This is a genomic window from Bradyrhizobium sp. CCBAU 11386, from assembly GCF_028128955.1.
Lineage (GTDB): Bacteria > Pseudomonadota > Alphaproteobacteria > Rhizobiales > Xanthobacteraceae > Bradyrhizobium.
On sequence record NZ_LBKA01000245.1, the window covers coordinates 39,246 to 52,231 of the forward strand.

The window sequence follows — 12,986 nt, forward strand, 5'->3', positions numbered from 1 at the left end:
CCAGTATTGTCACCGGCGCTCTAATAGCGCAGCATCAACCAATCAAGAAACGGCAGGGATGACGCATGGCGCGCGCGAAGAACGTTCTCTGGATCATGTGCGACCAGCTTCGCTATGACTATCTCGGCTGCACCGGCCATCCCACGCTGAAGACTCCCAACATCGACGCCATGGCGAAGCGCGGTGTGCTCTTCAGCAAGGCTTACGTGCAGTCGCCGATCTGCGGGCCCTCGCGGATGTCGTTCTACACCGGCCGCTACATGCGCTCGCACGGCTCGCACTGGAACGGCTGGCCGCTCCGCGTCGGCGAGCCCACGCTCGGCGATCACCTCAGGAAGATCGGCGTGCGCAACGTGCTGGTCGGCAAGACCCACATGGCGCCCGACCTCGAAGGCATGAAGGCGCTCGGCATCCCGCCGGAATCGATGATCGGCGTGCATGTCGCCGAATGCGGCTTCGAGCCCTATGAGCGCGACGACGGCCTGCACCCGACCGGACGGCCGCGTCCGAAATACGATGAGTATCTCCGCAAGCAGGGATTCGAAGCGACCAATCCCTGGGAGCATTGGGCCAATTCCGGCGCAGCGGAGGACGGCTCGTTGCAGAACGGCTGGCTGCTGGTGCACGCCGACAAGGCCGCGCGCGTGCCGGAAGAGCACTCCGAAACGCCCTACATGACGCGGCGCGCGATGGATTTCATCACCGAGGCCGAGACCGATGGCAAGCCGTGGTGCCTGCATCTGTCCTACATCAAGCCGCACTGGCCCTACATCGCGCCCGAACCCTATGCCAGCATGTACTCGACAGCGGACATGATCCCGGTGATCCGCTCCGAGCGCGAGCGCTCGAGCCCGCATCCGGTGTTCGGCGCCTATATGGACATGCGCTACTCCCGCAACATGGCGCGCGACGATGCGCGGGAGAAGGTGATCCCGACCTATATGGGCCTGATCACCCAGATCGACGACCAGATGGGCGTGCTGATGAAGTTCCTGGAGGAACGCGGCCTGCTGGACACCACCATGATCGTGTTCACGTCAGATCATGGCGACTATCTCGGCGATCACTGGATGGGCGAGAAGGACCTGTTCCACGAACAGTCGGCGAAGATTCCGCTGATCATCATCGATCCGTCGAAGGAGGCCGACGCCACGCGCGGCACCCGCAGCGACGCGCTGGTGGAAGGCATCGATCTCGCGCCGACCTTCGTCGATTATTTCGGCGGCAAGGTGCCGGGCCATATCCTCGAAGGACGCTCGCTGCTGCCGCTGCTGCGCGGGCCGACGCCGTCCGACTGGCGCAAGGTCGCGTTCTCCGAATACGACTACGCCATGCAGGACGTGCGGCTGAAGCTGAACCAGCCGATTGAGCGCTGCCGCCTGTTCATGGTGTTCGACGGCCGCTGGAAATACATCCACGCCTCCGGCTTCCGCCCGATGCTGTACGATCTCGAAACCGACCCGCAGGAATTTTTGGATCGCGGCGACGATCCGGAATGCGCCGGCATCATCGCGCGGCTCCAGGCCGAGCTGTTCGACTGGGCGCTGCATCCGAACGACCACATCACCACGCCGCGCGAGAAGATCGCCGCCTATGCCGACAACCAGCTCCAGGTGAAGGGCGGCGTTCTGATCGGCATCTGGGATGAGGCCGAGCTTGCGGCGATCAAGGACGGCATCGCGCAGCGCGCGAAGATGTGAGTGAGGGAGCGAAGCTCTCTCAGCTCGTCATGCCCGGGCTTGACCCGGGCATCCACGCCTCACCTCCATCGCTGAAGCACGTGGATGGCCGGGTCAAGCCCGGCCATGACGACGGCGTGTGTGGCGCGAGCAGCAGCTCAATTCTCGATCTTGTATCCTGTCGTCTTCACGATCGGCTGCCAGAACGCCGTGTTCGCGGCGAGCTCCTTCGTCAGCCCATCAGCGCTGCTGCCGACCGGGATCAGGCCGATCGCGGTGAGCTTCTCCTTCACCTCGGGCTTGGCAAGCGCGGCGCTCGCGGCGGCGCGGAGCTTGCTGGCGAATTCCGGCGGACTGCCGGCGGGAAGCCACATGCCGTACCAGGCGTCCGCAACGAGATCGATGCCGCTCTCCTTCAGCGTCGAGACCTCGGGCGCGAAGGGCGACCGTTCCGGGCTCGATACCGCGATGATCTTCACGCCCTTGGCGCGGTGCTGCGGCAGCGCATCGGCCAATGTCACGATGCCGAACGACAGATGGCCGCCGATGAGATCATTGAGGATCGGTGCGCTGCCACGATAGGGCACGCGGGTCAAGGGAATGCCGAGATCCTTCTCGAGCTTGGAGCCCATGAAATGCGGAATGGTGCCGTTGCTCGGCACCCCGAACGACGTCTTGTCGGGATGCGCCATCAGCCACGCCACGAATGACTTGAAATCGGCAGCATCGATCGCCGGGCCGATCACAACGGCGAATTCGAACCGCGCCAGCAGCGACACCGGCATGAAGTCTTTCGCCGTGTCGAAGCTTGGCGTCGTCTCCACCATCGGCAGCAGGTACATGGTCGGGCCCGTCGTCACCAGCACCATGCTGCCATCGGGGCTCGCGCCCTTCACCGCCTTGATGCCGATCAGGCCGTCGCCGCCGGTGCGGTTCTCGACCACGATGGTCCGTTGCAGCGCCGGCGCCATCTCCTGCGCAATCAGCCGGCACAGCGTGTCGCCGCCGGCGCCCGCCGCGAACGGAAAGATCATTTTTGTCAGCCCGGCCTGCGCTTGCGCCCCGCCCGCCTGTGCCAGCAGCGGCAGCCCCAGACATCCAGCCATGAATTTGCGGCGATCCATACGTTTCCTCTTCCAGCCCATTTTGGTTGCCGGCATTAGAGCCGGGCCGGCGCGCAAGACAAGGCCGAAGACAAAGCCAACTTGCGCCGTTTACCATCCCCGCCGCCTTGCGCCGGCCATCGTCCTGCTGCAAAAGCAGGCCTTACCGGCGCCGCTTGTTTGCTCCGCCGTTCCACACCGAGCAATTCGTCACACGCGCCAACACATACACGCATGGCCAGCCCCGAACTCAGTCAATTCCGCCGCATCGTCGTCAAGGTCGGCTCCGCGCTGCTGGTCGATTCCGACAAGGGCGAGGTGCGGACGTCCTGGCTCGCCGCGCTCGCCGACGACATGGCCAAGCTGCACAAGGAGGGACGCGACGTCCTCGTCGTCTCCTCGGGCTCGATCGCACTCGGCCGCAGCCGGCTCAAGCTGCCGCGCGGCCCGCTGAAGCTGGAGGAAAGCCAGGCCGCGGCCGCCGTCGGACAGATCGCGCTGGCGCGGATCTGGTCGGAGGTGTTAGGGGCCCACGGCATCGACTCCGGCCAGATCCTGGTCACGCTTCAGGACACCGAAGAGCGCCGCCGCTATCTCAATGCGCGCTCCACCATCGGCAAGCTCCTGGAGTGGCGCGCCATCCCCGTGATCAACGAGAACGACACGGTCGCCACCACCGAGATCCGCTACGGCGACAACGACCGCCTCGCCGCGCGCGTCGCCACCATGGCGAGCGCCGACCTCCTGGTGCTGCTGTCGGACATCGACGGGCTCTACGACGCTCCGCCGAAGAACAACCCGAACGCAAAGCTCATTCCCGTCGTCGACAGCATTTCCTCGGAGATCGAGGCGGTGGCGGGCGACGCCGAGTCCGAGCTGTCGCGCGGCGGCATGCGCACCAAGGTCGAGGCGGCCAAGATCGCGACCACCGGCGGCACGCACATGCTGATTGCCTCCGGCAAGATCGAGCACCCGCTCCAGGCGATCGCCAATGGCGGCCGTTGCACCTGGTTCCTGACGCCGGCCAATCCCATCACCTCGCGCAAGCGCTGGATCGCAGGCACGCTGGAGCCGAAGGGCACGCTGACGATCGACGCCGGCGCGGTGACGGCGCTGCGCGCCGGCGCCAGCCTGCTGCCGGCCGGCGTGACCAAGGTCGAGGGCCAGTTCGCCCGCGGCGATGCCGTGATCGTGCGCGGCCCTGACATGAGCGAGATCGGCCGCGGCCTGATCGCCTATGACGCCGACGACGCCGAGCGGATCAAGGGCCGCTCCTCCCCGGACGTGATGACCATCCTCGGCATCAGCGGCCGCGCCGAGATGATCCACCGCGACGATCTGGTGGTGGGCGGGTAGGTGCCTCCACCGTCATGCCCGGGCTTGTCCCGGGCATCCACGTTCTTCGGGCCGGCAAAGACGTGGATGGCCGGGTCAAGCCCGGCCATGACGCCGGGGCTGGGCCAGTGGCCGAGCCCCGCCCCCTCCGCCCGAAGCCCTGCCATACCCTCCCCGCCCTTCGCAAAAGCGGGATTTCCGTGCTAGGACACCGCCTTAGCAGAAGGTTGAAACCCCATGGCCGCCCCCCTCAAAGCCGTTGACGGCAATGCCGATCTCCAGGCGCTGATGTCCGATCTCGCCACCCGTGCCCGCGCTGCCGCGCGCGTGCTGGCGCTGGCGCCGCCGGAGCAGAAGAACCGGGCGCTCGAGGCCATGGAGCGGGCGATCCGCGCGAACGCGGCGACGATTCTCGCCGCCAATGCCGAGGACGTGGCGGAGGCGCGCGCCTCCGGCAATGCGACCTCCTCCTTCATCGACCGCCTGACGCTGACACCGGCGCGGGTCGAATCCATGGCCGAGGGGATCGGCATCGTGCGCGGCATCGCCGATCCGGTCGGAATCGTCACCGAGAGCTGGCAGCGGCCGAACGGCATGACCATCGAGCGCGTACGCGTGCCGCTCGGCGTCGTCGGCGTGATCTTCGAAAGCCGGCCCAATGTCGCGGCCGACGCCGGCGTGCTGTGCCTGAAGTCCGGCAATGCCGTGATCCTGCGCGGCGGCTCCGACAGCTTCCGTTCCTGCCGCGCCATCCACGAATGCCTGGTGCAGGGCCTGCGCGAAGCCGGCCTGCCGGAAGCCGCGATCACGCTGGTGCCGACGCGCGATCGCGCGGCGGTCGGCATGATGCTGTCGGGATTGAACGGTGCGATCGACGTGATCGTGCCGCGCGGGGGCAAGAGCCTCGTCGCGCGCGTCGAGCAGGAGGCGCGCGTGCCGGTGTTCGCGCATCTCGAAGGCGTCAACCACGTCTATGTCGATGGCAGCGCCGACCTCGCCATGGCGAAATCGATCGTGCTCAACGCCAAGATGCGCCGCACCGGTGTCTGCGGTGCGGCCGAGACGCTGCTGGTCGATCGCGCGGCTGCCGCAACGAGTCTGAAGCCGCTGGTCGAGATGCTGATCGAGGCCGGCTGCGAAGTGCGCGGCGACGACGCCGTGCAGAAGACAGACGCGCGCGTAAAACCTGCGAAGGACGACGATTGGGACACCGAATATCTCGACGCGATCATCGCGGCGAAGGTGGTCGACGGCGTCGACGGCGCGATCGCGCATATCCAGAACCACGGCTCGCATCACACCGATGCGATCGTGAGCGAGAACGAGGCCGCCGCGAAGAAATTCCTGAGCGAGGTCGATTCCGCCATCGTGCTGCACAACGCCTCGACGCAGTTTGCCGATGGCGGCGAGTTCGGCTTCGGTGCCGAGATCGGCATCGCCACCGGTAGATTCCACGCCCGTGGCCCTGTCGGCGCCGAGCAGTTGACGAGCTTCAAGTATCGCGTTCACGGCACCGGGCAGACGCGGCCGTAGATAACGTCGCGAGGCGCGGGCAATTGAGCAACAATTTCGTCGTGCCGCGTTTCGTGGCGCAAGCGATCCCGCCCTCGACACCGGGCATGCGCGTCGGCCTGCTCGGCGGCTCGTTCAATCCGCCGCATCAGGCGCATCGCGCGATCAGTCAGTTCGCGCTGAAGCGATTGCAACTCGATCGCGTCTGGTGGCTGGTGACGCCGGGCAATCCGCTGAAGGAGAATGGCACGCTGCATGAGCTCGGCGCGCGCATGCAGGCCGCGCGCGACGTCGCCAACGATCCCAGGATCGAGGTGAGCTGTCTCGAATCCGTCATTCGCACGCGCTACACTATCGACACGATCAACACCTTGCGCCGCCGCCTCCGTGGCCTGCGCTTTGTCTGGATCATGGGCGCCGACAACCTCGCTCAATTCCACCGTTGGCAGGACTGGCGGCGCATCGCCGGCCAGATGCCGATTGCGGTCATCGATCGCCCGCCACAGAGTTTTCGTGCCCTCGCCTCACCGGCCGCCAAGGCGCTATCGCGTTACCGCCTGCCCGAGAATGAGGCGGCGTTGCTTGCGGACCGGCCGGCGCCGGCCTGGGTCTTCCTCACCGGACTGAAGCTGAACCTGTCCTCGACGGGCCTGCGGAACCCGGACGGGAGCTGGAAAGGTACGAAATGAGACAGACTGTGCGGGCGTAGTGTGGGCCTGGGGCTCTCTGGCATATTGAAACCCTTAACCCCACATGATGTAGTGTAACCAGTGAGGGCTGGATTCGGTTCTCGCGATACAGTGAAAGGAATGGTCCCTGGCCACATCTGTATTGTCCAAGTCTGTTTTACCCAAGGTTGCTAAGCCTACGCGTAAAACATCGACCAAAGCTGCGGCCTTGAAGGCGCAACCCGACGCCGACAAGACGCTGAGCCTGATCCTCTCCCGCCTCGAGGACATGAAGGCGGAAGAGACGGTCACCATCGACCTTCGCGGCAAATCGGCGTATTCCGACTACATGATCGTCACCACGGGCCGGGCCAACCGGCACGTCGGCGCGATCGCGGAAAACGTCACGAAAAGCCTCAAGGAAAACGGCATCAAGAACATCCACGTCGAGGGCTTGCCCAATTGCGACTGGGTGTTGATCGATTCCGGCGACGTGATCGTGCACGTGTTCAGACCCGAGGTCCGCGAGTTCTACAATCTCGAGAGATTGTACACGCAGGGCCCAGGGGCGGCGAAGGCGATCTAGGCTCACTGAGCCGATTTCGAATCGGCTGACGCGCATGCTAGCGTCGTGCGCGCGCATATTGCGCGCGGTCTTGAAAACGCGACCCTGAAGATATCATGCGTGTTGCTGTCATTGCGGTGGGCCGGCTGAAGCAGGGCCCCGAACGGGAGCTTGCCGACCGCTATTTCGAGCGGTTCGACGAGGCCGGCCGCAAGCTCGGATTCCGCGAGCTGTCGATCCACGAAATCCCCGAGAGCCGCGCGCGCGACACCGCGACGCGGATGGCCGAAGAGGCTGCCGCGATCTCCGCGCATATCCCGGACAAGTCGATCCTGGTGGCGCTGGACGAACGCGGCCAGAATCTCGATTCCACCGTATTCGCACGGCATCTCGGGCGCTGGCGCGACGAGGGTGCCGGTCATACTATCTTCGTGATCGGAGGGGCGGACGGACTTTCGCCCGAATTGCGCCGTAAGGCCAAGCTCGTGATCGCGTTCGGCTCTGCGACCTGGCCGCACCAAATGGTCCGCGTCATGCTTCTGGAACAGCTTTATCGGGCCGCCACCATCCTGGCCGGCCACCCCTATCACCGCGCGTGATCCGCGCCACACCGAGCACTTTTGCCTAAAGCGATGCGAGCGCCTGTCCTCAACCTGCTGCTGATCGCTGGCCTCACAGGCTCAAGTGTCTTGGGCGCAAGTGTCTTGGACGCAAGCCTCGCGCAAGCTCAGACGCCGCCGGCACCGCAGACCGCAGCCGTCTCGCCCGATGCGATCAAGCAGCGCGAGCAGGAGCTGGAGGCCGCGCGCGCCAGGCAGAAGAGCGCGGAAGAGGCGCAGGCCAAGCTCAAGGCCGAGATCACCTCGCTCGGCCAGGACCGCACCCAGCTCAACCAGCAGCTGATCGACACCGCCGCCAATGTGCGCACCGTCGAGACCAAGATCGACGAGGCCGAAGCGCGGCTGAAGACGCTGAACGGCCGTGAGCAGCAGATGCGCACGTCACTTGATTCGCGCCGCGCCGACATCGTCGAGGTGCTGGCGGCCTTGCAGCGCGCCGGCCGGCGCACGCCGCCGGCGCTGCTGGTGCGGCCCGAAGATGCGCTGCAATCGCTGCGCACGGCGATGCTGCTCGGCGCCGTCGTGCCGGAATTGCGCGGCCGCGCGGAAAAGATCGCGAGCGAGCTCGGCGAGCTCGTGGCTCTGCGCAAGAACATCGCCACCGAACGCGATCAGCTCGCCTCCGACCGCGACAGGGTCCGCAACGACCAGAGCCGGCTCGCCGCGCTGGTCGACGAGCGGCAGCGCCAGCAGACCGCGCGCGAAAAGGACCTGGATGCCGAGAACTCGCGCGCCATCATGCTTTCAAGGCAGGTCGGCGATCTCCAGGGGCTGATCACCAAGATGGAGCAGGACCTGCAAAGCGCCGCCAAGGCCGCCGAGAAGGCGGCCGAGGCCGCCAAGCAGGCCGAGGCAAAGGCGGCCGCCAGCGCCAAGTCCGGCCCGGCCGCTTTCAAGGACCGCTCCCGGACCACCCCCGCAATCGCCTTCGCTTCCGCCAAGGGCCTGCTGCCGCTTCCGGTTAACGGTAACAAGATCAGGGACTTTGGCGGTTCCGATGGGGTCGGCGGGGTCCAGAAGGGCATTTCGCTCGCGACCAAGCCCGGCTCCCAGGTCACGACGCCGTGTGATGGCTGGGTGGTCTATGCCGGCCCATTCCGCAGCTATGGACAACTCTTGATCCTCAATGCCGGGGGCGGGTATCATGTCCTGATCGCCGGGATGGAGCGCATTTCGGTCAACATCGGACAGTTTGTGCTCACGGGGGAGCCGGTCGCGACCATGGGGTCGACCTCTCAAGTCGCCTCCATTCTCGCCACGAACGCGAGTCAACCTGTGCTGTATGTCGAGTTCCGCAAAGACGGCACTCCAATCGATCCAGGCCCATGGTGGGCCGCAAATGAAGGCGAGAAGGTTCGCGGATGATGCGCAAGACTTCAGTTATCCTCCTCAGCGCGGCCACCGGTGCGGCACTGACGCTGTTCGTGACCCAGCCGCGCGCGGTCTTCATGGGCTCCAGCGCGCGAGCCGCCACCGCGGACACCTATCGCCAGCTCAATCTGTTCGGCGACGTCTTCGAGCGCGTGCGCTCCGACTATGTCGAGAAGCCCGACGACACCAAGCTGATCGAATCCGCCATCAGCGGCATGCTCACCGGCCTCGATCCGCATTCGAGCTACATGGACGCCAAGAGCTTCCGCGACATGCAGGTGCAGACCCGCGGTGAGTTCGGCGGCCTCGGCATCGAGGTCACGATGGAAGACGGCCTGATCAAGGTTGTCTCGCCGATCGACGACACGCCGGCCTCGCGCGCCGGCATCATGGCCAACGACATCATCACCAATCTCGACGACGAAGCGGTGCAGGGCCTGACCCTGAACCAGGCGGTCGAGAAGATGCGCGGTCCGGTCAACACCAAGATCAAGCTCAAGATCATCCGCAAGGGTCAGGACAATCCGCTCGACGTCACCTTGGTGCGCGACAATATCCGCGTCCGCTCGGTGCGCGCCCGCATCGAGGCCGACGACATCGGCTATATCCGCATCACCACCTTCAACGAGCAGACCACCGAAGGCCTGAAGCGCGAGGTCGCCAACCTCTCGAATCAGATCGGCGACAAGCTGAAGGGCTACATCATCGACCTCCGCAACAATCCGGGCGGCCTGCTCGAGGAAGCGGTCACCGTCTCCGACTCGTTCCTGGAGAAGGGCGAGATCGTGTCGACCCGCGGCCGCAATGCCGAGGAGACCCAGCGTCGCACCGCGCATGCGGGCGACCTCACCAAGGGCAAGCCGGTCATCGTGCTGGTCAATGGCGGCTCCGCTTCGGCGTCCGAAATCGTCGCCGGCGCGCTCCAGGACCACAAGCGCGCGACCATCGTCGGCACGCGCTCGTTCGGCAAGGGCTCGGTGCAGACCATCATCCCGCTCGGCTCGGGCAACGGCGCGCTGCGGCTGACCACGGCGCGCTACTACACGCCGTCGGGCAAGTCGATCCAGGCCAAGGGCATCGTGCCCGACATCGAAGTGCTCCAGGACGTGCCGGACGAGCTGAAGTCGCGCACCGACACCAAGGGCGAGGCTTCGCTGCGCGGCCATCTCAAGAACGACGGCGACGAGAAGACCGGCTCGCAGTCCTATGTCCCGCCGGACGCCAAGGACGACAAGGCGCTCAAGCTCGCCGACGACCTGCTCCACGGCATCAAGAACAGCGCCTCCGCGGCGCCCACGCCGGGTGCCGACAAGGCCGCGACCGACAAGCCCAAGGCCGCGAACTAAGTCGGCGAACTAAGGCAGCGAACTAAGTCGGCGTACCGCGCGATCCAACGCAAAGGGCGGCTCCTGGAGCCGCCCTTTTTGCTTGGAACTCCTGGCATCCCCGGCCTATCCCGGCCTGCCGCCGCTTGACCTCGGCGTGGTATCGTCGGCAGCAGTGATTCGGGATCGCGCATGACTGAAACGGCCGATGATCTGAGCGCCCCGCTCGGACAGGACAAGCCGCGCCGGAAACGCCGGCTGCGGCTGCCGTTCACGGCCCTGAAGGCGCTCGCCGTGCTGCTCGGCCTGTTCCTCGTCACCTTTGCCGGCTTCGCCATCTTCAACAAGGATCCGCTCGGCGGCGAGCCGATGACCCGGATCGCGATCGGCGAGCCGAAAGCCACGGACGAGAAGCCGGCCCCCTCCGGCCACGGCCAGGAAAGCAAGCAAGAGACCAGGGAGGCGCCGAAGCAGGCCGCCCCCGGCGACCAGAAGACCGTCACCATGATCGACGGCTCCACCGGTGCGCGCCACGACGTGGTGATCGGCGCCGGCGAGGCCACCGACAAGGGCGACGCGGCGGCCTCCGCACCGCCACCCGTCATGGCGGGGATCGACCCCAAGCTGCTGGAGAAATCGCGCTACGGCATGATCCCGGTGGCCACCGCGGGATTGAAGCCGTTCAACGTCTACGCGGCCGATGCCGACCGCGCCAAGGCCGCCAAGATGCCGGTGGTCGCGATCGTGATCGGCGGGCTCGGCGTCGGCGCCGCCAAGACCACCGACGCGATCATGAAGCTGCCGGCCGCGGTGACGCTGGCCTTCACGCCCTATGGTTCCGATCCCGGCAAGCTCGCCGAGCGGGCCCGCACCCAGCGCCACGAAATCTTCCTCCAGATTCCGATGGAGCCGTACGACTTCCCGGACAACGATCCAGGCCCGCAGACGCTGCTGACCTCGCTCAGCGCCGACCAGAACATGGACCGCCTGTACTGGCACCTGAGCCGGATGCAGGGCTATGCCGGCATCACCAATTTCATGGGCGCCCGCTTCGTGGCGACGGACGCGGCGATGCAGCCGATCATTCGCGAGGCGGCCAAGCGCGGCCTCGGCTTCTTCGACGACGGTTCCTCGCCCCGCAGCATCGCGCCCCAGGCGGCAGCGAGCCAGGCGATGCCGTTCGGCAAGGGCGACATCGCGATCGACGTGGTGCCGACCCCGACCGAGATCGACCGTGCGCTGAACAAGCTCGAATCGGCGGCGCGCGAGCGCGGCGCGGCCATCGGCACCGCCTCCGCCCTCCCCGTCTCGATCGAGCGCATCGGCGCCTGGACCAGGACATTGGGCGACCGGGGCATCCTTTTGGTGCCATTGACAACCGCGATGCTGAAATCAAAATCCAGCTAAATCAACGAATTGGTACGGCACAGCTCCAGGCGGGGCCGGTCAAGCCCTACCGAGAGCACGCAAGAGGTCTGGCGGAATGGCGCGTTACGAGGATTTGCCCTACCGGACCTGCGTCGGAGTGATGCTGATCAACACGAAGGGGCTGGTGTTCATCGGCCGCCGCGCCGGCGGCATCGAACATGTCGATGACGCCCATGTCTGGCAGATGCCGCAGGGCGGCGTCGATCCCGGCGAGGACACCTGGCAGGCCGCCAAGCGCGAGCTCTATGAGGAGACCAGCGTGCGCTCGGTCGAGCGGCTCGGCGAGGTTCCGGACTGGCTGATCTACGACATCCCGCGCACGGTCGCGGGGCGCGCCTGGAAGGGCCGTTACCGCGGCCAGCGCCAGAAATGGTACGCGGTGCGCTTCACCGGCAAGGACAGCGAGATCAATGTCGAGAACCCCGGCGGTGGCGGCCACAAGGCCGAATTCGTCAGCTGGCGCTGGGAGCCGATGAAGAATCTGACCGGGTTGATCATCCCGTTCAAACGCCCGGTCTATGAGCGCGTGGTGAAGGAGTTTTCCGCGCTGGCGGAGGAATAGTTTGCACCGTCACTCCGGGGCGTGCGAAGCACGAACCCGGGATCTCGGAATTCCGGGGCTGGTCTTTCGGACCATCCTGGAATGACGATCAGAGAAGTGACCGCATGTCGAACGACAACAAACCCTACCGTCCCAATGTCGGGATCGCGCTGTTCAATGCCGATGGCCGCGTGCTGATCGGCCACCGCTTCAAGGGCGACGGCCCCGAGATCATCCTGCCGGGCCTCGACTGGCAGATGCCGCAGGGCGGCGTCGACGAGGGCGAGGACCTGCGCGATGCGGCGATGCGCGAGCTCTGGGAGGAGACCAACGTCGTCAGCGCGAGCTATCTCGGCGAAACCGACTGGTTCACCTACGAATTCCCGCCCTATGACGGACCGCAGACCCATCGGCTGGCGAAATTCCGCGGCCAGCGCCAGAAGTGGTTCGCGCTGCGCTTCACCGGCAAGGATGACGAGATCGATCCGCTGACGCCGCAGAACGGACAGCCCGCCGAATTCGACGCGTGGCGCTGGGAACGTCTCGATCGCGTCGCCGATCTCGTGGTGCCATTCCGCCGCGAGGTCTACCAGGCCGTGGCGAAGCAGTTCGCGCCCTTCGCCAACTAAAATGGCGAAAACAACCCCATGCACAGTTGAATGGGATTGAATTCGTTGGACAATTCGGCGGGAAATTTGGACGTGAGGCGGCCGCGGCTCCCTCCCCCTTGCGGGCAATTCTATCGCATATGCACTCCGTCATCCTGAGGTGCTCCGCTTGCGAGGCGAACGCGTCGCAAGCGGAGCCTCGAAGGATGAACGGCCACGATGCAGCAGGGC

The 12,986-nt window shown here is 65.8% G+C and carries 12 protein-coding genes; 11 read left to right on the forward strand and 1 reads right to left on the reverse strand.

Annotated features, from left to right (window positions below; translation table 11 throughout):
• Window positions 1-65: 65 nt before the first annotated feature.
• Window positions 66-1,700, forward strand: coding sequence for an alkaline phosphatase family protein (locus XI09_RS29060; protein ID WP_027547563.1), 1,635 nt, complete (start codon window positions 66-68; stop codon window positions 1,698-1,700).
• A 137-nt stretch (window positions 1,701-1,837) separates the two neighbouring features.
• On the opposite strand, the gene XI09_RS29065 is transcribed toward XI09_RS29060, so the two are convergent.
• Window positions 1,838-2,803: a Bug family tripartite tricarboxylate transporter substrate binding protein gene (locus tag XI09_RS29065; protein WP_271569887.1), complete on the reverse strand. Its 966-nt coding sequence runs from the start codon at window positions 2,801-2,803 to the stop codon at window positions 1,838-1,840.
• Window positions 2,804-3,016: 213 nt separating this feature from the next.
• Here XI09_RS29065 and proB point away from each other — a divergent pair, with 213 nt between their 5' ends.
• From proB to XI09_RS29115, 10 genes are all read left to right on the forward strand, one after another.
• Window positions 3,017-4,138 (forward strand): glutamate 5-kinase, encoded by a 1,122-nt coding sequence (gene proB, locus XI09_RS29070; RefSeq protein WP_271569888.1) that lies wholly within the window; start codon window positions 3,017-3,019, stop codon window positions 4,136-4,138.
• 216 nt (window positions 4,139-4,354) lie between these two features.
• A complete protein-coding gene (locus XI09_RS29075) occupies window positions 4,355-5,650 on the forward strand; it encodes a glutamate-5-semialdehyde dehydrogenase (RefSeq protein WP_271569889.1) in 1,296 nt (431 codons plus the stop codon).
• A 23-nt stretch (window positions 5,651-5,673) separates the two neighbouring features.
• Entirely contained in the window at window positions 5,674-6,318 is a 645-nt protein-coding gene (locus tag XI09_RS29080; protein WP_177234771.1) for a nicotinate-nucleotide adenylyltransferase, read from the forward strand.
• A 208-nt stretch (window positions 6,319-6,526) separates the two neighbouring features.
• Window positions 6,527-6,883 carry a ribosome silencing factor gene (gene rsfS / locus XI09_RS29085; protein ID WP_100179365.1) on the forward strand — a complete coding sequence of 119 codons (357 nt, stop codon included), beginning with the start codon at window positions 6,527-6,529 and terminating at the stop codon, window positions 6,881-6,883.
• 95 nt (window positions 6,884-6,978) lie between these two features.
• The gene (rlmH, locus tag XI09_RS29090) at window positions 6,979-7,461 is read left to right on the forward strand and encodes a 23S rRNA (pseudouridine(1915)-N(3))-methyltransferase RlmH (protein WP_271569890.1); all 483 of its coding nucleotides are present in this window, start codon (window positions 6,979-6,981) and stop codon (window positions 7,459-7,461) included.
• Between the two features lie 33 nt (window positions 7,462-7,494).
• On the forward strand, window positions 7,495-8,847 hold the full coding sequence (locus tag XI09_RS29095; protein ID WP_271569891.1) for a murein hydrolase activator EnvC family protein: 1,353 nt from the start codon (window positions 7,495-7,497) through the stop codon (window positions 8,845-8,847).
• On the forward strand, window positions 8,844-10,199 hold the full coding sequence (locus tag XI09_RS29100; RefSeq protein WP_027547555.1) for a S41 family peptidase: 1,356 nt from the start codon (window positions 8,844-8,846) through the stop codon (window positions 10,197-10,199). The genes XI09_RS29095 and XI09_RS29100 overlap by 4 nt, the downstream gene beginning before the upstream one ends.
• A 171-nt stretch (window positions 10,200-10,370) precedes the next feature.
• Entirely contained in the window at window positions 10,371-11,585 is a 1,215-nt protein-coding gene (locus tag XI09_RS29105; protein WP_271569892.1) for a divergent polysaccharide deacetylase family protein, read from the forward strand.
• 76 nt (window positions 11,586-11,661) lie between these two features.
• The gene (locus XI09_RS29110; protein WP_271569893.1) at window positions 11,662-12,168 is read left to right on the forward strand and encodes an RNA pyrophosphohydrolase; all 507 of its coding nucleotides are present in this window, start codon (window positions 11,662-11,664) and stop codon (window positions 12,166-12,168) included.
• Window positions 12,169-12,272: 104 nt separating this feature from the next.
• On the forward strand, window positions 12,273-12,776 hold the full coding sequence (locus XI09_RS29115; protein ID WP_092189587.1) for an RNA pyrophosphohydrolase: 504 nt from the start codon (window positions 12,273-12,275) through the stop codon (window positions 12,774-12,776).
• Window positions 12,777-12,986: the final 210 nt, after the last annotated feature.